Genomic DNA, 22,795 nt, shown 5'->3' on the forward strand with positions numbered 1-22,795 from the left:
GACGCCAGGTGGACGGCCGGGTCGGCGTGGGCCGTGACGGGCTGGAGGGCATGGGAACTCCTCTTCCGTTTCCGTGAGAACGGCGTTCAGAGGCTCTCGGTGACGGTCCGGCGCCCCGTCGGTTGCGGCACTGTCGCGAGCGGAGAGTGCGTGAGCGACGCGGCCGGCGACGGCACGGGGTGGCGCTTGCCGAGCGGCACGACGGGCGGGCGGCAGGTCTCGCCCAGCACCACATGGCGTACGACCCGCTCGGCGGCGCGCCCGTCGTCGTGGGGGCAGAAACGCTCCCGGAACGCCGACCTCAGCTGGGCGGAGCGCGAGCCCCGCCAGTGGCCGGAGGCGAAGATGTCGATCAGCTCGTCCTCGCCGCGCGCCACCGCGCCCGGCGGGAAGGAGCGCACGTCGAAGTAGGTGCCGCGGGCCGCCTCGTACGCCTCCCAGTCGTCGGTGTGGAGCACGATCGGCCGGTCCAGGTTGGCGTAGTCGAACATGATCGACGAATAGTCCGTGACCAGGGCGTCCGAAGCCAGGCACAGCTCCTCGACGCACGGATGGCCGGTGACGTCGATGACGCGGCCGGCGGTGGGCGTCAGGGGACCGCCGTGCCGCGGGTCGGCGCGGGCCAGGACGACGAAGCGGGGGCCAAGGCGGCGCAGGACGCGGTGCAGGTCGAGGGTCGTGCGCTGGGTGCGCCGGTAGTCGCGGTGGGCGGGGGCGTAGAGGATCGCGACCGTGCCGTCGGGGATGCCGAGCTGCTCGCGGAACCGGGTCACGTCCGCCGACGTCGCCTGCTGGAAGACGTCGTTGCGGGGGCTGCCGTACTCGAGGGTCGTGTACCCGCCCGGGTGCACCCGCTCCCAGGTCAGGGTGGAGTGCCGGTTGGCGGACAGGACGTAGTCCCACTTGTCGACGTCGTCGAGGAGTTCGTCGACGTCCGTGCCCCCCGCCGCCGCGGGGCGTTCGCCCAGGTCCAGGCCCATGTGACCGAGCGGGGTGCCCTGTTGGGTCTGCACGAGGACCTGGCCGGGGCGCTTGACCAGGCGGCGGTCGAAGCCGTCGTTGTGGACGAGGTACTTGGAACGGGCCAGGGCCGTCCAGTAGGAGGCCGTGTCGGGGCGCAGCCGGCGCGGGCCGGACGGGGCGGTGTCCCGCTGCTGGGCATCGGCGTCCGGGCCGGTGATCCAGGCGGTGCGGATGTGCGGGGCGTGCGTACGGAAGGCCTGCTCCAGGGCGCCCGGGCTGTCGCCGGGGCCGGGGACGCCGTGGGCCGCGAAGGCGGCGCGGTCGGCGCGCAGGGGAAGGCGCCGCTGGACGCGGTAGTGCAGACGCAGGGCACTGCCGCGCAGGCCCTTCAGCAGGCGATCGGTGAGTTTGCGGATGCGGCGCAGCAGGGCCGACGCCAGCTGCAGGGCACGCCATGTGCGGTGCAGGCCGAGGCGGACCAGGCCGTGCCGCAGGCGGTTGCGCGGGGGGACGGGGGCACCGGGGGAGCGGTAACGGCGGTAGTGGGTACGGGCCTTGCGCAGGAACGCGGCGCGGCTGCGGCGCGGGAGGCGGTCCCGGCGGGCGAACACCACGACCAGGTGGTCGACCATCCTGCGGAACAACAACGGGCGCCAGCGCGCCAGTTCGGGGTTCCGGTCGACGTAGGCGAAGACACGGTCGTACTGCTCGAAGATGTCGAAGTGCCGCGGGCTGACCGTGCCGAGGATCGCGCCCCGGCGGCGCTGCCGGTAGTGCACGCACACCCGGTCCAGGGTCGCGATCGACTCCGCCGTCATCAGGACCGGATACGTCCAGGGTGTGTCCTCGTAGTAGCCGGGTGGGAAGGTGAAGCCCTCCTCCTCGACGAACTCCCGCCGGTACGCCTTGTTCCAGGCGACCATCAGCAGCCGCAGCAGCCCCGGCCGGTCCGTCAGCCGGAACGGTGCCGGGCCCTCCTCGGTGAGCTGGGCGGCGGCCTGGTTGCGGATCGTCTCGCCCGTCCAGAAGGTGCGCGCGTAGTCGTAGACCAGGACGTCCGGCTCGCCGGTCTCCTTGAGCCGGTCCGCGATCTCGTGCAGGGCGTCGGGGGTGAGCGTGTCGTCGCCGTCGAGGAAGACCAGGTAGTCGCCGGTGGCCTCGGCCATACCGGCGTTGCGGGCGGGTCCCAGGCCCTGGTTCCGTGCGAGGTGCACGGGGTGTACGCGCGGATCGCGGGCCGCGAACTCGTCGATGATCGCGCCGCATGCGTCCGGCGAGCAGTCGTCGACGGCGATCAGTTCGAGATCGGGATACGACTGCGAGAGCACCGATTCCAGGCACTCGTGCAGGTACGCCTGAACCTTGTACGCGGGGACAATGACACTGAACCTGGGCAAGGGACATCCACTGGGTCGGCCGGGGCGGTAGGCGGCGACAGCGCCTTGCCCGGCAACGGCCAATGGAGTGACTTGGTTACGCCGCGGTACGGCATACGGGGGATCATGAATGAACGTGAGGGGGCGGACCGATGACGGGCCGCCCCCTCAAGCGTGTTGCGGTTGCGCCTACTTGACCGCGCCCGCCATCACGCCGGACACGAACTGCCGCTGGAACGCGAAGAACACGACCAGGGGGATCACCATGGAGATGAACGCGCCGGGTGCCAGGACGTCGATGTTGTTGCCGAACTGCCGTACCTGCGTCTGCAGGGCGACCGTGATCGGCTGGCTCCCGGAGTCCGTGAAGATCAGCGCGACCAGCATGTCGTTCCACACCCACAGGAACTGGAAGATGCCGAGCGCGGCGATCGCCGGACCGCCGAGCGGCATCACGACGCGGAAGAACAGGCGCAGTTCACCGGCGCCGTCCAGCCGGGCCGCCTCCAGCAGCTCTCTCGGGATCTCGGCGAAGAAATTCCGCAGCAGGAACACCGCGAACGGCAGCCCGAAGCCGACGTGGAAGAGGATCACGCCGGTCAGGGAGCCGAAGATGCCGATCTTGCCGAACAGTTCGGCGATCGGGATCAGCGCCACCTGCACCGGCACGACCAGCAGGCCGACCACGCCCAGGAACCACCAGTCGCGGCCCGGGAACTCCATCCACGCGAACGCGTAACCCGCGAGCGAGCCGATCACGACGACCAGGACCGTCGCCGGGACCGTGATCAGCACGGTGTTCAGGATCGAGTCGGTGATGTCGCTGTTGCTCAGGAGCTTGTCGTAGCTGTCGAAGGTGAGTTGGGAGGGCTTGCTGAAGACCTCCCACCAGCCGCTCGCGGTCATCTCCTCCGGCGGGCGCAGCGACGACAGCAACAGCCCGATCGTCGGGACCAGCCAGAACAGGCCCACGAGGATCAGGAACACCCGCACAATCCCGCCGCTGACGAACGAGGCGAGCCGGCCGCCGAGGGACTGCTCGGTCTTCACGGTCTCGGGCGGCGGCGGAGCCGCCTTGCTGAGCCCGCCGACATCGGTACTCATCGCCTGCCCTCCCGCCTGAGCCTACGGATGTTGAACCACATCACGGGAATGACCAGGAGCAGCAGGAACACCGCGATCGCGCTCGCGATGCCCGGCTGGTCCTCGGAGAAGCCCTTGCGGTACAGCTCCAGTGCCAGGACGTTCGCGTCGTCCTGGGAGGAACCCGGGGCGATGATGAAGACCAGGTCGAAGATCTTCAGGACGTTGATCATCAGGGTGACGGTGACGACCGCGAGGACGGGCGCCAGCAGCGGCACCGTGACGCGGCGGAACACCTGCCACTCGTTGGCGCCGTCGACGCGGGCCGCCTCCAGCAGATCGCGGGGGATGCCGGCGAGCCCGGCCGCGATCAGCACCATCGCGAACCCGGCCCACATCCAGATGTACGACCCGATGATGGCCGGCGTGACCAGGGACGGGCCGAGCCAGTCCAGGCCGTTGTACGGCTCCTTGAAGTTGTCCGGGGGGAGCCGCAGTTGGGCCCCCTCGGCGGCGGCCGGCAGCGTGAACGTGCCGTCGTCGGCGGCCTTCGTGGAGGCCACCACCTTGCCGTCCTTGACGGCCTCGATCTTCATCCCGGCATAGCCCAGCTCGGCCGCGTCGACCCCGCCGAGGGTGCCGACGCCCTTGCCGCGCGTGAAGTCCTGCCAGGTCGTGCCGGTGACCCCGGCCGGGTCCGCCTTCGCCTGTACGGCCGCCTTGGAGTCGTCCGGCATCTGGTCGGGCGCGACGCCCACCAGGGGAAGGCTGACCGGGGTGCCCGCGCTGACGGTGTCCTTGGTGATGAACCCGCCGCCCGGTGCCGCTTCGAGCGGCGACTCCCGCCCCGGGTGGGCCTTCGGGAACGCCGACGCCTGCGCGAAGGTGTCGTGCACGCCCACCCACACCGCGTTCGCGACGCCCTTGTCCGGATCCTGGTCGTACACCAGCCGGAAGATGATGCCCGCCGCCAGCATCGAGATCGCCATCGGCATGAAGACGACCAGCTTGAACGCCGTGCCCCAGCGCACGCGTTCGGTCAGCACCGCGAAGATCAGACCGAGCGCGGTGGCGACCGTCGGGGCGAACACCACCCAGATCACGTTGTTCTTGAGGGCCGTACGGATGCCGTCGTCCGTGAACAGCGCCTCGTAGTTGTCGAATCCGGCCAGGCCGTCGCCGGACTGGTCGTAGAAACTGCGGACGAGCGAGTACCCGATCGGGTAGACCACGAGCGCGCCGAGCAGCACCAGAGCGGGCAGCAGGAAGAGCACCACCACGGACCTGCGCGTGCCGGTCACGCTCTTGCGCGACTTGGGTGCGGCAGGGGGCGCAGTACCCCCTGCCGCTTCCGTCGACGCCATGGCGTCAGTTTCCGAAGGCCGCGGCCGCGTCGGCTTCCAGCTTCTGCTGTGTGCCCGCGACGTCCGACGGGTTCTTCAGGAAGTCCTGAAGCGCCTTCCACTCGCCCTTGCCGGGCGTCCCGCCGAAGGCCTGCGGGGCCTGGTCGGACATGTCGAAGCGGAAGTCGTCACCCGAGTCGATCAGGGCCTTGGCGATCTTCTGCTGAACCTCGTTCGGATACGCAGAGTTGGGGACGTTCTTGTTCGGCGAGAGGTAACCGCCCAGCTTCGCCTGGATGGTCGCCGCGTCCGGGGAGGCCAGGAACGTGGCCAGGGCCTGCGCGGCCTCGGAGTCCTGCAGGATGACGGCCGCGTCGCCGCCGGAGACGACAGGTGCGGTGTCACCCACGGTCGGGAACGGGAACACCTTCGCGTCCGTGCCGACCTTCGCCTTGGCCTGCGTGATGTTGACCTGCGCGAAGTCGCCCTCGTAGACCATGGCGGCCTTCGGCTGGTCCCCACCGGTGAAGACCTGCGTGACGGAGGCCGGGAAGTCCGTCTGCAGCGCGCCGTCCGCGCCGCCCGCCACATAGTCCTTCTTGCCCCACACCTGGGCGAGCGTGGTGAGCGCGTCCTTCACGGACGGGTCGGTCCACTTGATCTCGTGCCTGGCCAGCTGGTCGTACTTCTCCGGGCCCGCCTGCGAGAGGTAGACGTTCTCGAACCAGTCGGTGAGGGTCCAGCCCTCCGCGCCGCCGACGGAGAACGGCGTGACGCCGGAGTCGTAGACGGTCTGCGCGGTGGTGAGCAGTTCGTCCCACGTCTTGGGCTCGGTGGCCCCCGCGTTCTCGAAGACCTGGGCGTTGTACCAGATCAGGGACTTGTTGGCGGCCTTGTAGTAGACGCCGTACTGCTTGCTGTCGACCTTGCCGATGTCCTGCCAGCCCTGCGAGTAGTTCTCCTGGAGCTCCTTGATCGCCTCGGCGCCCAGCGGCTTGGCCCACTTCTTGTCGACGGCCTGCTTGATGGCGCCGGGCTGCGGCAGCATCGCGATGTCCGGCGGCTGGCCGCCGGCGACCTTCGAGCCGAGGAAGTTGATGATCGGGTCCTGGGCGGGCACGAAGGTGACCTTCGCGCCGGTGCGCTTCTCGAACTCCGCGAGGACCTTCTTGAAGTTCTCCTGCTCGGCACCGGTCCACACGGCGGCGACCTCGAGGGACTCGCCGTTCAACTTGGGAAGGGTGACGGTGTCGGCGGTCTCCTGGCCGGATCCGCCCTGTTCGTTGCCACTGTCGCTGTCGTCGCCTCCGCATGCGGTGAGCGAGAGTGCGAGGGCGCCCGCGCATACGGCCGCCGCGGCCCTGACGGCCTTGCTGGTCCGGTTCCTGCTGCTCGTGCTGGTGCGCATCACTGCCCCGTTCTTCGTGCCTCGTCGAACGTTCGAGCGCTGTCCCGTGCGATCTGGTCTACGCCCTGGGTTTGGGGGCGGCAAGACCGCGTCCGCTGTCAAGTGGGAGATCGTGACCGGCTCGTGACCAGGGGCCCTGCGCTGGGGTGAACGTCCCTGGAGGCTGCCGCCCCCAGACCCCCGCTATCGGCCTGAACGGCCTCGTCCTCAAACGCCGGACGGGCTGGATTGCGCCGACCGGCGTCACAGGAGTGAGGGCACCTCGGTCGCCGCGACCTCCCGCGCCGCCCTCTCCACCGCACTGGCCAGCAACGCCAGGTCCGTGGGCCCGTTCCCCAGTTCGCGGACCGGGCGCCGGGCCGGCGGATCGCCCATGCGGTGCCACTCCAGCGGCACGACGGTGGGCCGCAGCGTCGCCGTCCGCGGGATACGTCCCGTGACCCGCCCGCCCTGGAACGGCACCGCTCTTCCGTCCGCCCAGGTCAGCCGGCCCCGCCCCGGCGCGGGTTCGTCCGGGCCCGCCGTCACCGCGTCCAGCGTCACCCGCAGCGTCGCCAGGCGCGCCGGCTCCGACTCCGCCGTACGGCCACCGATGGCCGCCGCGGCCACCAGATGCACACCGAGCCGCTCGCCCTCGCGGGCCACCGCCTCCAGCGCGCGTATCACCGAGCCCGCCGCCGGCCTGCCCGGCGATCCCAGCGCGGGTGAGACGAGCGCGTCCAGGTCGTCCACGACGACCACGAGCCGGGGCAGCGGCGGCACGGCCTCGGCCTGCCGACGGGCCGCCCCCGGCCGCAGCCGGATCGTGGAACTGGACGGTGCGTCCAGATCCCCCGTGAGATCACCGGCACCGGCCCCCGCCGCGCGCTGTGCCACCATCCGGCCCGACAGCGCCCGCCCGGTGTGCCACTCGGCGAAGTCGGACCGCCCGAGCAGCTCCGCGCGCCGCTTCAGCTCGGCACTGAGCGACTGGGCGAACTCCCGCATGCGGACGGGGTCGTTGGCGGTCAGGTGCGTGGTCACATGCGGTATGTCCGTGCACGCCCGCAACCCCTCGGCGGGCCCGCCGCCCCCGCCGACGCTGTCCCGGCCGTCGATCAGCACGACGCCCAGCCGGTCCGGCCGCTCGGCCGCGGCGAGCGACGCGACGAGGGCCCGCAGCAACTCCGTCCGCCCACTGCCGGGCGGCCCCTCGATCAGCAGGTGCGGTCCGTCGGCGCCGAGGTCCGCGCCGACCGGCCCGCGCGGCCCGGCCCCGAGCACGGCACACGCCCGCCCGCCGAGGGCCTGAGGGTCGTCGGCCGCGTCGGCCCACCGGGCCATCAGCGACGCCGGGGTGGCCCGGGCCAGCCCCAACTCGTCCAGCAGCCGCGCCGCCTGAGGCAACGGCACGGACACACGCGCGTGCCCCTCCCCGGCGGTCCCTTCCGTCCGCAACGGCGCCAGGGCCCGTGCGAACCGCTCCGCCCAGGCGAGGGAGACGGCGTCCAGCGCGGCGACGGTGCCGTGCCCGATGGGGCCGTGCGGGGTGGCTGCGGGGGGAGTGGGGCCGGGTGCGGCGTCGCAGGGCCCGGCCGGGCCGTCGCCGGCCGTGCCGTGAGCTGCGGCGCTCTCGCCTCCGACGGCGGCCTGTTCGCCCGATCCGCCCCGGGCCACCCGCATCAGCCGCAGCGCCGTCGCCACGTCCCCGCTGAGCAGCCCGACCGCTCCGCACTCCCGGAACACCGGCGCCGCCGTGCACGCCGCCTCGTAGGTCTCCGTCACCGGCGACGCGGGCGACGCCGAAGCCGTCTCGGCGAGGCACACGACGTGGATCCCGGCCCGCGGCCCCTCCAACGCCAGCCGCGCCACCGCCTCGCGCACATCGGCGCCCCCGGGATCGCCGTCCACGACGACCACGGTGTACGGCCCCGGGAACCCGTCCGCCCCCTCGCCGGGCACGTCGTCCTGTGCCCACGAGGGCCGCCGAGCGGCACGCTGCGCCGGCACATGTCCGTCGGGCACGGCTGCGGCCACCGCGCCCCGCGGCTGCGCCGTCAGGTCCTCCAGCCGCCGCAGCAACTCCTCGGTGCGGGCCGCCGCCTGTTCGCGGTCGTAGGCCAGCAGCAGGCGGCAGTCCTGGCCGTGTCCGGGGCGGACATGCGGGAGCCAGCCCAGCCATGCCCACTCGGCGGTGCGCTCCTGCAGCGGGCGGGCGCGGTCCGCGCTGAGCAGGACCACCTCCAGGGCGTCGGGCGAGTGCAGCGAGGCGAGTTGGGCGAGCACCGCGCGGGCCAGCCCGGCGAGCCGCTCGCGCGGACCGGCCAGGCCGAGCGCCCCGACCTCCCGCAGATCGGTGGTCACCGGCACCGCGGGCAGCAGCCCCGAGCCGTCGGGCGCCGCACGGTCGGCCGTGCCGAGCCGTACCGTGAGCGCCTCCGGGTGACCCGGCGAGCGCTCCCACAGCCGGGGCCCGGGCCCCAGCGCGGTCAGCAGCAGGGACGCCGGATCCGGCCAGGCCTCCGGCAGCCGGGAGCGGCTCGTCGTCGAGGGGAGGCCGGTCGCCTGGGCCGGCTCGTCGACGTCGTACGTCCCGCGCCGGACCTCGTCCTGCTCGCCGCGCCCGCCGGCCAGCCGTCGCGCCCACGCCGTGAGACCGCCGCGCCTGCGCACGCCCGGCGGGATGTCGGTGCCCCGCAGCGGGGTGCCCTTGCGGGTGCCGCCGGCCGCTGTGTCGTCGGTGAGCCCGGTCCCGGCGGCCGTGGGGGACGCATCAGGGAACATGTCCCGGGCGTCCTCCTCGCCCCGACGCCCGTCGAGCGTGCCCACCCCGAAGCCCGCGCCGTGCGTGTCGTCTCCGCGCGGTCCCGGGAGCGGCGGCTGCGACCCGCCGTGCCGCTCGATCCGCGGTGCCCCGCCCTGGACGGGTACGACGGGCGGCTCGCCGGTGCCGTGTTCCTGAGCGGTCGGCCGCGCTCCCGAGGAGGCGTCCGCGCCGCTTCCGTCCGCCACGCGTGCGTGCGGCACCGCCGCGTCACCCCGCGCGGGTGCCGCCGGGCCGTCGGCCTCGCGGTCGCCTCCGCCGGGCACACGGGTGTGCCCCTCCCCGTCCGGCTCGGTCCGCACCCGTGCCCCCGGGCCGCCGGCCGGAGCCAGCCGCAGGGCCGACTCACCGATCCGCAGCAGCGCGCCCGGTACGAAGCGCACCGGTCGGGTGGTCAGCCGGGTGCCGTCCAGCGTCGTGCCGTTGGTGGAGCCCAGGTCTGCGACCGAGACACGGCCGTCGGCGGCGACCGTGACCGCGCAGTGCAGCCGGGAGACGTCCGGGTCGTCGAGCGGTACGTCGGCCTCGGCGGAGCGGCCGATGCGGATCTCGCCGCCGTGCAGCAGGTGGACCCCGCCCGCGTCGGGGCCCGCCACGACATGGAGCTGGGTCGGGGCGTCGTCCAGCTCGGGGTGGGGCTCGGGCGCCGCCGGGGCGCCGATCGAGAGTACGGCGCCGTCTATCAGAGGGGGCTCGCCGAGTGTGCTGCGCCGGTCGTCGAGGCGCTCCGCGCCCGCGTACAGCACGATCGGGCCGTCGCCCCCGGACACCGCCGAGGCGAGTGCCGAGGCCACCGCGGCCAGGGCCGTGCCCGCTGGTGCCGTCACCAGCACGTCGCAGCTCGCGGCGCGGCCACGCGCCGGGGCAGGCGGGGCCAGTGGGTCTACGACGGTCAGCCGGATCTGCATCGGCGTCAGCGGTCCCTTCTGCGCGGACGCGGAACAGGGCCCTCCAAGACGGCCCTCCCCACCCCACACGAGCACATCGGCCAGTACTGCACGCATCCTCGCACCTGCCACTGACAACGCGCCCCCCGCCCGAAGACAAGTGATCTTGATTGGTCGGCTCTGCCCGCAAAAGTGCCTGACAGATGACCTACCGACGACCGCTTGAGATCGGTCACGTCCGCTTGCGGCAACCACAAGACAGAGCCGAGCGTCTTTCCTTCGAACATGTACGGGAAGCCGTACGTAAGACGCACAGAATGAGGACAGGTCGGTGCCACGGGGCACGGCACTACAGTGGGTCGGAACGTAGGCAAGCAGCAGGGAGCGCGACGTGCGGCCGGTAGGCAGCAAGTACTTCCTCGAGGAGCCGCTGGGTCGCGGCGCCACGGGGACCGTCTGGCGGGCCCGCCAGCGGGAGACCGCGGGCGCCGAGGCCGCGGTGCAGGGGCAGCCCGGCGAGACCGTCGCGATCAAGGTCCTCAAGGAGGAGCTCGCGAGTGACGCGGACATCGTCATGCGGTTCCTGCGGGAGCGGTCCGTCCTGCTCCGGCTGACCCACCCGAACATCGTCCGGGTCCGTGACCTGGTCGTCGAGGGTGAGCTGCTGGCGCTCGTCATGGACCTCATCGACGGCCCCGACCTGCACCGCTACCTGCGCGAGAACGGCCCCTTCACCCCGGTCGCCGCGTCCCTGCTCACCGCGCAGATCGCCGACGCGCTGGCCTGCAGCCACGCCGACGGCGTCGTTCACCGCGACCTCAAGCCCGCCAACGTCCTGCTCCAGCAGAACGGCGGCCAGATGCACCCGATGCTGACCGACTTCGGCATCGCCCGCCTCGCCGACTCCCCGGGCCTGACCCGCACGCACGAGTTCGTCGGCACGCCCGCGTACATCGCGCCCGAGTCCGCCGAGGGCCGCCCGCAGACCTCCGCCGTCGACATCTACGGCGCCGGGATCCTCCTCTACGAGCTGCTCACCGGCCGTCCGCCGTTCGGCGGCGGCTCCGCCCTGGAGGTCCTGCACCAGCACCTGAGCGCCGAGCCGCGCCGCCCGTCCACGGTCCCCGACCCGCTGTGGACGGTCATAGAACGGTGCCTGCGCAAGAACCCCGACGAACGGCCCAGCGCCGAGAACCTCGCCCGCGGCCTGCGCGTCGTCGCCGAGGGCATCGGAGTGCACGCGAACTCCGCGCAGATCGCGGCGGCCGAGGGCGTCGCAGCGCTGCTCGCCCCCGACCCGGCGCCGGCAGCCGTGCCGGGCTCGGCCGACCCCACCCAGGTGATGCAGCACGGCGCGGGCGCGTACGACCCGAACGGCGCGACCAGCGTCCTGCCGCACACCGGCGCCCCCGGCCCGGCGGGCGCCGCGGACCCCACGGCCGTACTGCCGAACACGGGTGGCCCCGGTGGACGGGGCGCCGCCGACCCGACGGCCGTGATGCCGCCCGTGCCGCCGGGACAGCCCGGCCGGCCGGGCCCCGAGGACCCGCACCCCTGGCAGAACCAGCTGCGTGCCGCCCGGGACCGCAACGAGCAGACACAGGTCCAGTACCTCGACCCCAACCAGGACCCGCTGCGCCGGCGCCCCCAGCGCCAGGTCGCCCGCCCGCAGCAGCAGCCCCAGCAGCAGCGGCCGCCGCAGGGCCGGCAGCAGGGTTACGGCCATCCGCAGCAGCACCAGCCGCAGCAGTACGCCCCGCCGCGTCAGCCGCAGCAGCAGCCCCAGCGGTACGCCCCGCCGCCCACGCCAGAGCCGCAGCGGCCCCAGCGCGAGCCGCGTCAGCCGCGTCAGCGCAGCCGCAACCCGATGCGGATCCCCGGGCTCGGCTGCCTCAAGGGATGCCTCTTCACGATCGTCATCCTGTTCGTCGCGGGCTGGCTGGTCTGGGAGCTGAGCCCCTTGCAGGAGTGGATCGGCACGGGCAAGGGCTACTGGGAGCAGCTCAGCGACTGGTTCGGCACCGTGAGCGGGTGGATCGGAGACCTGGGCGGTTCGGGCGGGGGCTCGGGCACGGGCTGACCCGGGGGCCGACGCGGTACGGCGTCGGCTGGTTTGGTTATTTGTCGACACCGGGCGGGTGATTTCCGCCTCGGCGGTGAAGGTTGGCTCCTCGGACGCGTAGTTTTAGCGACACACGCGTCTGTAGGAGCAGCCTTGGCACGGAAGATCGGCAGCCGGTACACCGCCAACCAGATCCTGGGGCGGGGCAGCGCCGGCACGGTGTGGCTGGGCGAGGGGCCCGAGGGGCCCGTCGCCATCAAGCTGCTGCGCGAGGACCTCGCGTCCGACCAGGAACTCGTCGGACGCTTCGTGCAGGAGCGCACGGCCCTGCTCGGCCTGGAGCATCCGAACGTGGTCTCCGTACGCGACCTCGTGGTCGACGGCAACGACCTCGCGCTGGTCATGGACCTGGTCCGGGGCACGGACCTGCGCACCCGGCTCGACCGCGAGCGGCGACTCGCGCCCGAGGCGGCCGTGGCGATCGTCGCGGACGTCGCCGACGGGCTGGCGGCGGCGCATGCGGCCGGGGTCGTGCACCGGGACGTCAAGCCCGAGAACGTCCTGCTGGACATGCAGGGGCCGCTGGGTCCCGGGGGTGCCCATCCCGCCCTGCTGACGGACTTCGGTGTGGCGAAGCTCATCGACTCACCGCGTCGCACCCGCGCCACGAAGATCATCGGGACGCCGGACTACCTGGCGCCGGAGATCGTGGAGGGGCTGCCGCCACGGGCCGCGGTCGACATCTACGCACTGGCGACCGTCCTGTACGAGCTTCTCGCGGGCTTCACCCCCTTCGGCGGCGGCCACCCGGGCGCGGTGCTCCGCCGTCATGTCACGGAGAGTGTGGCGCCGCTGCCCGGCATCCCCGACGAGCTCTGGCAGCTGCTCGTGCAGTGCCTGGCGAAGGCACCGGCCTCGCGGCTGCGGGCGTCGGAGCTCGGGGCGCGGCTGCGGGAGCTGCTGCCGTTGGTGGCCGGGATGCCGCCGCTGGACGTTGACGAGCCGGACGCGGAGCCTGCGGAGGACGAGGCTCCGGTCGCCGAGGAGGCGGCGCCGGCGGGGGAGCGGGTGCGGCGGCGGGGCGCGGTCCCGTTGGTGCCGGGCGCGAAGCCGGCGGACTCCAACCGGGACACGCATACGTCGATGAGGGTGCCGGGGCCCGACGAGCTGGCCGGGGGCGCGCGGGGTACGGCCCGGGTGCCCCGGGCGGCGGGTGCCCCGCGCCCGGGCTCCGCACGCCATCGTGCAGTGACGCGCCGGCGCCGGGTGGCGGTGGGGGCGGCAGCGGTGGTGCTGGTCGCGGCGGCCGGGGTGGGCGCGTGGCTGGCGACGTCGGAGGACGACGCCGGGGCCACACCCCAGGACACGAACAACACGGCTCCGGCGACCCCGTAGTCTCCTCGCCCCCGCCGCCCCTCACGGCAGCGGTGACACCGGGCACGCCCTCGGGCACGGTCACCCGGCATGGCCCGCTTGGCGGAGCCGTTACGCTGGAGGCGTGGCAGTCGTCGATGTATCCGAAGAGCTCAAGTCCCTCTCCTCGACCATGGAGTCGATCGAGGCCGTTCTGGACCTCGACAAGCTGAGGGCAGACATCGCCGTGCTCGAGGAGCAGGCGGCCGCGCCGTCCCTGTGGGACAACCCGGACGAGGCGCAGAAGATCACCAGCAAGCTCTCCCACCTCCAGGCCGAGGTGCGGAAGGCCGAAGCCCTGCGTGGCCGGATCGACGATCTCGCCGTGCTGTTCGAGATGGCCGAGGAGGAGGACGACCCGGACACCCGCGCCGAGGCCGAGTCCGAGCTCTCCGCCGTCCGCAAGGCGCTGGACGAGATGGAGGTGCGGACGCTCCTCAGCGGCGAGTACGACTCCCGGGAGGCGCTCGTCAACATCCGTGCCGAGGCGGGCGGCGTCGACGCCGCCGACTTCGCCGAGAAGCTGCAGCGGATGTATCTGCGCTGGGCGGAGCAGAAGGGCTACAAGACCGAGATCTACGAGACGTCGTACGCGGAAGAGGCCGGCATCAAGTCGACCACCTTCGCCGTGCAGGTGCCGTACGCCTACGGCACGCTCTCGGTCGAGCAGGGCACCCACCGGCTCGTGCGGATCTCGCCCTTCGACAACCAGGGGCGCCGCCAGACCTCCTTCGCGGGCGTCGAGATCCTTCCCGTGGTCGAGCAGACCGACCACATCGAGATCGACGAGTCCGAGCTGCGGGTGGATGTGTACCGGTCGTCCGGTCCCGGCGGTCAGGGTGTGAACACCACCGACTCCGCGGTGCGCCTCACCCACCTCCCCACCGGCATCGTCGTCTCCTGCCAGAACGAGCGGTCGCAGATCCAGAACAAGGCGACCGCGATGAACGTCCTCCAGGCCAAGCTGCTCGAGCGGCGCCGTCAGGAGGAGCAGGCCAAGATGGACGCCCTGAAGGGCGACGGCGGCAACTCCTGGGGCAACCAGATGCGGTCGTACGTGCTGCACCCGTACCAGATGGTCAAGGACCTGCGCACCGAGTTCGAAGTCGGCAACCCCGAGGCCGTGTTCAACGGTGAGCTCGACGGGTTCCTGGAGGCCGGGATTCGCTGGCGCAAGCAGCAGGAGAAGTAACTTTGTCGACAAGGCAACTGCCGCCACTCCGGCGGCAGTTGCCTTTTCTGTGCCTGCATGTCTGGGTTTTACATCACACTCACACTCTCCAACCCCATGCATAGCTCCCGTATTTGGACATGGCGCCCGCAAACGGCCTTGACGTGTCTTTGAAAAATGGGAAGGGTAAAGCGTGGCATGCGTATCTCTGGGGCGCATGTGAACCGGGGGATTCGAGTTAAGCGACGTCCTCCGTCGATCACGGCCCCCGAGCGCCGCCTCACTGACGATTCAGCTACTGGGGGTAGCAACCACATGACGAAGAAGACGCGGATCCGTATCGCGCGCCTCGCGGCCGGTGCCGTGATCGCGGCCGGTGCCTCGCTGACCGCTGCGGGTGCCGCATCTGCCGCTCCGTCGGACGACCCGTGCGTCCCCGTTCTCGACTTCCTGTGCGGGAACGACGATCCGACGGACCCGCCCACGCCCGAGCCGACGGACACGGGTATCCCGACGTCCCTCCCGACGGACCCGGTCGAGCCGACGGACGAGCCCACGGTCGACCCGACGGAGCCCACTGACGAGCCGACCGAGCCGCAGGAGCCCACCGAGGACCCGACCACCGAGCCGACCACCCCGGGTGGCGACAACGGCGACAACGGCGGCGGCAACGACAACACCGACCCCGACGGTGGCACGTCCCCCCAGGAAGAGGGTTCCTCCTCCCTGACGGAGACCAACACCGACAGCACGGGCACCGGCGCCAACACGTCCGCCCAGGGCAACGGTGAGGAGCTCGCCGAGACCGGTGCCGCTGAGACCACGTTCCTGCTGGTCGGCGCCGCCACGATGATCGCCGGTGGTATCGGCTTCCGCATTCTGCCGCGCCTCGTGGGCGGCCGTGGCGGTGCGGCTGCCTGACGGTAGCCGGTCGTCCACGCTGCGTGATTCACGCCGTACGGCCGAGGGGCCCGGAGCGCATGTCGCTCCGGGCCCCTCGTCATGTCCGCACGTCAGTACATGGTGCGGGCGTCGCCCTATGCCGCCGTCTGGTGCGCCAGCAGTGCCACGGCCGCGATCAGCACCGCCAGCAGGGCGATCAGCGTCATCGGGTTCAGGCCCGCAAACAGGTTCTCCTGCTGCAGCCGCTCACGGTTCGCCCGGCACACGGGGCAGCGGCCCTCACTCACGGGCGCGGCACAGTTCGCGCACACCAGCCGGTCGTACGTCATGCGCCACCCTCCTAGCCAGTTCCTCCGGGGGGTTCAACGGGTTCGGCCCCGAGAACGTTCCCCCCTCCACAATGCCAGGTTCCCCGGGAAAGGGCGCGGGCGCTCTCGGAGGGCTGGTTGCCAACCCGGCACAAAATGCACAAGCCTCACGCAACCCCTCCCGGTGCCTGCGCCCCTACCCCTGGTTCGCGTATGGTCACGCTCATCTACCCCCGGCGACCCATGGTGCACCCGTGATCCGACTCGACAACGTCTCCAAGGTCTACCCCAAGCAGACCCGCCCGGCACTCAGGGATGTCTCCCTGGAAGTGGAGAGGGGCGAGTTCGTGTTCCTCGTCGGGTCCTCCGGCTCCGGAAAGTCCACGTTCCTGCGGCTGATCCTCCGCGAGGAGCGGTGCACTCACGGGCAGGTGCACGTCCTGGGCAAGGACCTCGCGCGTCTGTCCAACTGGAAGGTGCCGCAGATGCGCCGCCAGCTGGGGACCGTGTTCCAGGACTTCCGGCTGCTGCCGAACAAGACGGTCGCCGAGAACGTGGCCTTCGCGCAGGAGGTCATCGGCAAGTCCCGTGGCGAGATCCGCAAGTCCGTGCCGCAGGTGCTCGACCTCGTCGGGCTGGGCGGCAAGGAGGACCGGATGCCCGGTGAGCTCTCCGGTGGTGAGCAGCAGCGGGTGGCGATCGCCCGGGCCTTCGTCAACCGGCCCAAGCTGCTGATCGCCGACGAGCCCACCGGCAACCTCGACCCGCAGACCTCCGTCGGCATCATGAAGCTGCTCGACCGGATCAACCGGACGGGCACCACCGTGGTGATGGCGACGCACGACCAGAACATCGTGGACCAGATGCGCAAGCGCGTCATCGAGCTGGAGAAGGGCCGCCTCGTCCGCGACCAGGCACGCGGCGTCTACGGCTACCAGCACTGACCCGCGACCGTCCACGGAAAGGCCTGAAGAAGACGCCATGCGCGCCCAGTTCGTACTCTCCGAGATCGGTGTCGGTCTCCGCCGCAATCTGACGATGACCTTCGCCGTCATCGTCTCCGTCGCCCTGTCGCTCGCCCTGTTCGGCGGGTCGCTCCTGATGAGCGACCAGGTCAACACCATGAAGGGCTACTGGTACGACAAGGTCAACGTCTCGGTGTTCCTCTGCAACAAGAGCGACGCCGAGTCCGACCCCAACTGCGCCAAGGGCGCGGTGACCGACGACCAGAAGAAGGAGATCCTCGCCGACCTGGACAAGATGACGGTCGTCGAGAAGGTCACCTACGAGTCGCAGGACCTGGCGTACAAGCACTACAAGGAGCAGTTCGGCGACTCCCCGCTGGCCGCCTCGCTCACGCCGGACCAGATGCAGGAGTCGTACCGGATCAAGCTGAAGGACCCGGAGAAGTACCAGGTCATCGCGACCGCCTTCGACGGGCGTGACGGTGTGCAGTCGGTGCAGGACCAGAAGGGCATTCTGGACAACCTCTTCGGGCTGCTCAACGGCATGAACTGGGCCGCGCGGGCCGTGATGGCGCTGATGCTCGTGGTCGCGCTCATGCTGATCGTCAACACCGTGCGGGTGTCCGCGTTCAGCCGACGGCGTGAGACCGGCATCATGCGGCTGGTCGGCGCCTCCGGCTTCTACATCCAGGCGCCGTTCATCATGGAGGCCGCGGTCGCCGGCCTCATCGGCGGGTCGGTCGCCTGTGCCTTCCTGGTGATGGCGCGGTACTTCATCATCGACCACGGTCTGGCCCTGTCGGAGAAGCTGACGCTGATCAACTTCATCGGCTGGGACGCGGTGTTGACGAAGCTGCCGCTCATCCTCGCGACGAGCCTGCTGATGCCCGCGTTGGCGGCGTTCTTCGCGTTGCGCAAGTATCTGAAGGTGTGACCAACGCCAAGGGGGCCGTCCGGTCAACGGACCGTACGGCCCCTCGCGTTGTCCTAGACTCACCGGCATGTCAGGTCGTGACCTGTTCTGTCAGCCCCGCCGCTTCGGCCGCGGGGCCGCCCTGACATTGGTCTTCGCGAGCGTGCTCGTCGCCGGTGCGGCGACCGGTTCGCTGCCCGGCCCTGACCGGAAAACCCCCGCCGACGCCGCCGGTTCGGCCGCTCCGGCCGGGCGGCACGTCGATGTCGCCGAGGCGGCCGCCGCGGCCATGGCCGCGGGCAAGTCCCCCATGGAGGCCGCCGAGCGTGCGGTCAGCCGCAGCGGAGACCGCTGGGGCGCCGTCTACTCCCAGGGCGAGTACGAGGAGTTCGAGGAGGCCCTCGACGGCGAGTACACCGGCGTCGGGCTGTGGGCGCGCCGAGAGCGTGACGGCCGTATCGAGGTGACCAGGGTGCGGGCGGGGTCGCCCGCCGCCGTCGCCGGGATCCGCTCGGGCGACCTGGTGCGCAGCATCGACGGCAAGAAGGTCGACGGGCGTCCGGTCACCGAGGTCGTCTCCTTACTGCGGGGCGACGCGACCGACGCCGACGCAGGTACGGCCGTGGAGGTGGGGCTGGAGCGCGGCACGCACGCGTGGGACCTCACGCTGCGCCGGGCCCGGCTGTCCACCGACTCGGTCACCGTGCGGGAACTCGCCGACGGCGTCACCGTCATCAAAATCGACTCCTTCACCAAGGGCTCCGGCGACGCGGTCCGCGAGGCCGTACGACACGCCCCGGCCGCCCCCGGCGTCGTCCTCGACCTGCGGGGCAACTCCGGCGGCCTGGTCACCGAGGCCGTCACCGCCGCCTCCGCCTTCCTCGACGGCGGCCTGGTCGCCACCTACGACGTCGACGGCGACCAGCGCGCCCTGCACGCCGAACCCGGCGGCGACACCGCCAGACCCCTGGTCGCGCTCGTCGACGGCGGCACGATGAGCGCCGCCGAGCTGCTCACCGGCGCCCTGCAGGACCGCGGCCGCGCGGTCGTCGTGGGCACCCGCACCTTCGGCAAGGGCTCGGTCCAGATGCCGAGCCGCCTCCCCGACGGCTCCGTCGCCGAGCTGACCGTCGGCCACTACCGCACCCCCTCCGGACGGACCGTCGACGGCCGTGGCATCACCCCCGACCTGGAGGCCGACCAACAGGTCCTGGAGCGGGCCGAGACGGTCCTCAGCGGCCTCGGCGACTCGTAAATCGGCTTTCCCCGCACCCCCTCCGTAGTGCGAAAATGGACGGCACTATGAGCAAGGGAATGTACGTACCCAAGGAGTCCCAGCCCAAGCAGGGCGCCGGGGCGGCCGGCAAGGCGGGCCGAGACGGTGAGAAGGGCGGCAAGCGCAAGATCGTCGCCCAGAACAAGAAGGCCCGGCACGACTACGCGATCATCGACACCTTCGAGGCCGGCCTGGTCCTCATGGGCACCGAGGTCAAGTCGCTGCGTGAAGGTCGGACCTCGCTGGCCGACGGCTTCGTCCAGATCGACCGGGGCGAGGCGTGGCTGCACAACGCCCACATCCCCGAGTATCACCAGGGGAGCTGGACCAACCACTCCGCGCGCCGCAAGCGCAAGCTGCTGCTGCACCGCGAGGAGATCGACAAGCTGGAGGCGAAGTCCCAGGAGACGGGTCACACGATCGTGCCCCTCGCCCTGTACTTCAAGGACGGTCGGGCGAAGGCCGAGATCGCTCTGGCGCGAGGCAAGAAGGAGTACGACAAGCGCCAGACCCTGCGGGAGAAGCAGGACCGGCGGGAGTCGGACCGGGCGATCGCGGCGGCGAAGCGGCGGCAGCGCGCCCAGTAGCGGCCCGCAAGGAATAGGCTGGCATGGTCGTGCGTCGGTCACGTACGATGGCACTGCACCTCACAGAGGGTGCGCGCCCCTCTCCGGCAGCCGGAGGCTTCCGGAGGGGATTGAAAAAACAACATGGGGATGATCGGTTTCGACAGCGGCTGTTCAAGCAGGGGAAGCGTGTCGAGGAAGCGGCAATGATCTCGTAAACCATATGTCGCAAAAAATAATCGCCAACACCAAGCGCGATTCCTTCGCCCTCGCTGCCTAAGTAGCGACTTGCGAAGTGTCAGCCCGGGGCTGTTCCCGACCCGGATCCTGGCATCAGCTAGGGAACTAAACCTTGATCCCGGTCACGGGGTGAAGAGGGAAACCAAACAGTGACTGGGCCCGTCGGCGACTTGTTCGCGTGATCGCCGGGGCCGAGAAAATCGCAGCGAACTGCACACGGAGAAGCCCTGATTCTGCACCGTTGGACGCGGGTTCGATTCCCGCCATCTCCACGATCGGGAGGTTTCCGAACCTCCTCTCACCCATGTGGGCAAAGGCCCCGCCGCCTCCGGGCAGCGGGGCCTTTGTCTTGCCGGGACTCTCTTGCCCGGACTCACGCGCCCGGCTTGCGGGGCTGGAGTGATCTGTGACACCCCTGTGACCGGAGGTGTGGGTTCCGCCACAGACCGTGGGTGCCACCCCTGGTGAGGTGGGCGGATGCCTACCGCCTCGCGCACCGTCCCCGCCGCCCTCGCCGGTGTTCTGCTGCTGGCCGCGTGTGGTTCCCAGAGGGCCTCCCAGGGCGATGACACGACGAGCGCTCGCGGCGCCGGGGCCCCGGTCAGCGCCGCGTCGCTGTGCCCGTCGGACTTCGTGCAGTACGGCAGCCCGCCGCCGTCCGCCGAACCGGCCGTCACTCCTTCCGGTACGCCGACGCCGCTGCCTCTGCCTCCCTCGGTCGACGGTCCGGGCGAGGACGGGGTCAAGGTGACCGGCCTGTACGCCTGGGGGCAGGACAGCGGCTGTGACGCCGACTTCTCCGCCGCGTTCGAGGTCACCAACCGGGGGACGGAGGCGGCCACTTACACGGTGACCATCAGCTTCCAGCCGGCGTCGGGAAGCGCCGTCGGCAACGTGGATCAGACCGTCGCGTCGGTCGCGCCGGGGCGAACCGTCGAGGCGGCCGTCGCGATGACGAAGACGGTCGGGCACGCACCCGAGGTGACGGGCGCGGAAGTGATCAAGGTGCGCAGCGTTCCCGTCGGCGAGGGGTCGTCCGCCTCGGGACCGTGCCCGGCGTCCGGGGTGCATGTCTACGCGGACGAGGGGGACGCCGCCATGGGGCTGCGCGTCGTCGGCCTGCATCTCGTCAACTGCGGCACCCGGACCTACGAACTCGACGGCTACCCGCGGCTCGAACTCCTCGACGCGGACCACGACATCGTCGAGGGCGTGCGGATCCTCCAGGGCACCGATCAGATCAGCACCGGCACCGGTGGGACCGGCCGGCCGCACCCCGTGGTGCTGCGGCCGGGCGAGGCCGCCCAGTCGACGCTGGCCTGGCGGAACACCACCGAGCTTGGCGTCGGCGATCCGGTCAACGCGCCGTACGTCCGGGTGCGGGCCAAGCAGGGTGCCGACCCCGTGACGGTGATGCCGGAACTGGACCTCGGGACGACCGGGAAGCTCGGCGTAGGGCCGTGGAAGAAGGACGAGACGTACCGGTGACCGGTTTTCTCGCCGTTCTGGCGTGTGCCCTCGCGCTGGGTCTGCTCGCCCATCCGCGTATCGCGCCCGGCGTCAAGGTCCTCGTTCTCACCGCGCCTCCGGTGGCCGTGGTGGTATGGCTGCTGGACGCGGTGGCCGACGAGACCTCCGTCGCCGTTGCCGTTGCCGCGGTGTACGGCGTCGTACTGGTCGCGCTGAACGGACTCATCGGCCATCCCCGCCTTCCGGCCTGGGTGAAGACGACGGCGTTCGTCACGATCCCGGTCGCCGCGGTGGCCTGGCTGCTGGTCGTCACGGCGGACGACACGGCCAAGGACCCCGGGGAGGACCCGTGCTCCATGAGCTACGGCGGCGTCGGCGTCTCCAAGGCGTTTCCCCCGCAGGCGTACTGCCTCTACGAGGACGGCGGGACGCACAACCTCGCGGCGGGCGCCCAGTTCGTGTTCTGGGTCTGCTTCGTCAGCAGCCTGCTGCTGCTCGCGGCCGGGCTGTGGGAGGTCGCGCGGGATCCGCGCAGGCTCGTGCGGCAGTTCCGTACGGACCCCTCGCCCGCTCGATGAACCACCATGGGTGAGGCGTCCGTTGTGGTGGCCCACTCCATATCGACGGGTCGTTCATGCTTCTACGGTCCCTCCGCATGACACAGACCAGAGCCGCAAGCCGTCGAATCGCCGTCTGCGCGGGCCTTCTCTTCGCCCTGATCGCCGCCTTCCTCACGCCGGGCCGAGCCGAGGCCGCCTCCCTCCAGGAGGTCACCGGGTTCGGCTCCAACCCCGGTGCGCTGCGCATGTTCCGCTACGTCCCCGACGGGCTGCCCGCCGGACGGCCCGTGGTCGTCGCGCTGCACGGGTGCACACAGAACGCCTCCGGATACGGCACCGGCAGCGGCTGGCTCCAGCTCGCCGACCGCTGGGGCTTCTCCGTAGTGCTGCCGCAGCAGCAGAGCGCCAACAACGCCTCGTCCTGCTTCAACTGGTTCCAGAGCGGCGACCTCGCGCGCGGCCAGGGCGAGGCCGCGTCCGTGGCCCAGATGGTCGACCGGCAGCTCGCCGACACCTCCGCGGACGCCTCGCGCGTGTACGCCACCGGGCTGTCCGCCGGGGGCGGGATGACCGCGGTGATGATGGCGGCGTACCCGGAGAAGTTCGCGGCGGGCGGGATCGTCGCCGGGCTGCCGTACGGGTGTGCGCAGGCGGCCGGGTCGCCGTATGTGTGCATGTACGTCGGGGCGACGCAGACCCCGAAGCAGTGGGGGGACCGGGTGCGGGCCGCCCGGCCGGGGTACGCCGGGCCCTGGCCGACCCTCGTCGCCTTCCAGGGCACGGCCGACTACACCGTGAAGCCCGTCAACATGACCGACCTGGTGAGGCAGTGGACCGATGTGCACGGGAGCGATCAGACCGCCGACGTGAGTGACACCGTGGCCGGGTATCCGCACCAGGTCTTCCGGGACGCGGGCGGGCGGGCGGTCGTGGAGACGTACAGCGTCACCGGGATGGGACACGGGCAGCCCGTCGATCCGGGGAGCGGGAGCGAGCAGTGCGGGAGTGCCGGGGCGTATGTCCTCGACGTGAACCTGTGTGCCGCGTATCGGATGGGGCGGGCCTGGGGGCTGGGGTGAGCCGAG

The 22,795-nt window shown here is 71.4% G+C and carries 17 protein-coding genes and 1 other RNA gene; 12 read left to right on the forward strand and 6 right to left on the reverse strand.

Going from position 1 to position 22,795, the window contains the following annotated elements; genetic code table 11:
- Positions 1-86 precede the first annotated feature (86 nt).
- From ACWGDB_RS34205 to ACWGDB_RS34225, 5 genes are all read right to left on the reverse strand, one after another.
- The gene (locus tag ACWGDB_RS34205; RefSeq protein ID WP_453826026.1) at positions 87-2,360 is read right to left on the reverse strand and encodes a bifunctional glycosyltransferase/CDP-glycerol:glycerophosphate glycerophosphotransferase; all 2,274 of its coding nucleotides are present in this window, start codon (positions 2,358-2,360) and stop codon (positions 87-89) included.
- A 168-nt stretch (positions 2,361-2,528) separates the two neighbouring features.
- The gene (locus ACWGDB_RS34210; protein WP_453826027.1) at positions 2,529-3,443 is read right to left on the reverse strand and encodes a carbohydrate ABC transporter permease; all 915 of its coding nucleotides are present in this window, start codon (positions 3,441-3,443) and stop codon (positions 2,529-2,531) included.
- The gene (locus ACWGDB_RS34215; protein ID WP_453826028.1) at positions 3,440-4,786 is read right to left on the reverse strand and encodes a carbohydrate ABC transporter permease; all 1,347 of its coding nucleotides are present in this window, start codon (positions 4,784-4,786) and stop codon (positions 3,440-3,442) included. Before ACWGDB_RS34215 ends, ACWGDB_RS34210 begins: the two co-directional genes overlap by 4 nt.
- Before the next feature lie 4 nt (positions 4,787-4,790).
- A complete protein-coding gene (locus ACWGDB_RS34220; RefSeq protein WP_453826029.1) occupies positions 4,791-6,173 on the reverse strand; it encodes an ABC transporter substrate-binding protein in 1,383 nt (460 codons plus the stop codon).
- Positions 6,174-6,416: 243 nt separating this feature from the next.
- Entirely contained in the window at positions 6,417-9,884 is a 3,468-nt protein-coding gene (locus tag ACWGDB_RS34225; RefSeq protein ID WP_453826055.1) for an FHA domain-containing protein, read from the reverse strand.
- A gap of 370 nt (positions 9,885-10,254) precedes the next feature.
- On the opposite strand from ACWGDB_RS34225, the gene ACWGDB_RS34230 reads away from it, so the two are divergent.
- From ACWGDB_RS34230 to ACWGDB_RS34245, 4 genes are all read left to right on the forward strand, one after another.
- Positions 10,255-11,943: a serine/threonine-protein kinase gene (locus tag ACWGDB_RS34230; RefSeq protein ID WP_453826030.1), complete on the forward strand. Its 1,689-nt coding sequence runs from the start codon at positions 10,255-10,257 to the stop codon at positions 11,941-11,943.
- Positions 11,944-12,078: 135 nt separating this feature from the next.
- Entirely contained in the window at positions 12,079-13,320 is a 1,242-nt protein-coding gene (locus ACWGDB_RS34235; protein ID WP_453826031.1) for a serine/threonine-protein kinase, read from the forward strand.
- Positions 13,321-13,423: 103 nt separating this feature from the next.
- Complete coding sequence (prfB, locus tag ACWGDB_RS34240) at positions 13,424-14,530, forward strand: peptide chain release factor 2 (protein ID WP_453826032.1); 1,107 nt, start codon at positions 13,424-13,426, stop codon at positions 14,528-14,530.
- Positions 14,531-14,824: 294 nt separating this feature from the next.
- Positions 14,825-15,430, forward strand: a complete 606-nt coding sequence (locus tag ACWGDB_RS34245; RefSeq protein ID WP_453826033.1) for an LPXTG cell wall anchor domain-containing protein — start codon at positions 14,825-14,827, stop codon at positions 15,428-15,430.
- 116 nt (positions 15,431-15,546) lie between these two features.
- On the opposite strand, the gene ACWGDB_RS34250 is transcribed toward ACWGDB_RS34245, so the two are convergent.
- A complete protein-coding gene (locus ACWGDB_RS34250) occupies positions 15,547-15,741 on the reverse strand; it encodes a hypothetical protein (RefSeq protein WP_427844733.1) in 195 nt (64 codons plus the stop codon).
- A 233-nt stretch (positions 15,742-15,974) separates the two neighbouring features.
- Here ACWGDB_RS34250 and ftsE point away from each other — a divergent pair, with 233 nt between their 5' ends.
- The 8 genes from ftsE (at position 15,975) to ACWGDB_RS34290 (ending at position 22,789) form a co-directional block, all read left to right on the forward strand.
- Entirely contained in the window at positions 15,975-16,664 is a 690-nt protein-coding gene (gene ftsE / locus ACWGDB_RS34255) for a cell division ATP-binding protein FtsE (protein WP_383616869.1), read from the forward strand.
- 37 nt (positions 16,665-16,701) lie between these two features.
- On the forward strand, positions 16,702-17,619 hold the full coding sequence (ftsX, locus tag ACWGDB_RS34260; protein WP_383616866.1) for a permease-like cell division protein FtsX: 918 nt from the start codon (positions 16,702-16,704) through the stop codon (positions 17,617-17,619).
- A 67-nt stretch (positions 17,620-17,686) separates the two neighbouring features.
- Positions 17,687-18,853 (forward strand): S41 family peptidase, encoded by a 1,167-nt coding sequence (locus ACWGDB_RS34265; RefSeq protein ID WP_453826034.1) that lies wholly within the window; start codon positions 17,687-17,689, stop codon positions 18,851-18,853.
- A gap of 59 nt (positions 18,854-18,912) precedes the next feature.
- The gene (gene smpB, locus ACWGDB_RS34270; RefSeq protein ID WP_453826056.1) at positions 18,913-19,461 is read left to right on the forward strand and encodes an SsrA-binding protein SmpB; all 549 of its coding nucleotides are present in this window, start codon (positions 18,913-18,915) and stop codon (positions 19,459-19,461) included.
- Positions 19,462-19,586: 125 nt separating this feature from the next.
- Positions 19,587-19,955, forward strand: a transfer-messenger RNA (tmRNA) gene (gene ssrA / locus ACWGDB_RS34275).
- A 202-nt stretch (positions 19,956-20,157) separates the two neighbouring features.
- Positions 20,158-21,168 carry a DUF4232 domain-containing protein gene (locus tag ACWGDB_RS34280; protein ID WP_453826035.1) on the forward strand — a complete coding sequence of 337 codons (1,011 nt, stop codon included), beginning with the start codon at positions 20,158-20,160 and terminating at the stop codon, positions 21,166-21,168.
- Positions 21,165-21,728, forward strand: coding sequence for a hypothetical protein (locus ACWGDB_RS34285; RefSeq protein WP_453826036.1), 564 nt, complete (start codon positions 21,165-21,167; stop codon positions 21,726-21,728). The genes ACWGDB_RS34280 and ACWGDB_RS34285 overlap by 4 nt, the downstream gene beginning before the upstream one ends.
- 77 nt (positions 21,729-21,805) lie before the next feature.
- Positions 21,806-22,789, forward strand: coding sequence for an extracellular catalytic domain type 1 short-chain-length polyhydroxyalkanoate depolymerase (locus tag ACWGDB_RS34290; RefSeq protein WP_453826037.1), 984 nt, complete (start codon positions 21,806-21,808; stop codon positions 22,787-22,789).
- Positions 22,790-22,795 lie beyond the last annotated feature (6 nt).

The organism is Streptomyces sp. NPDC055013, assembly GCF_053608645.1.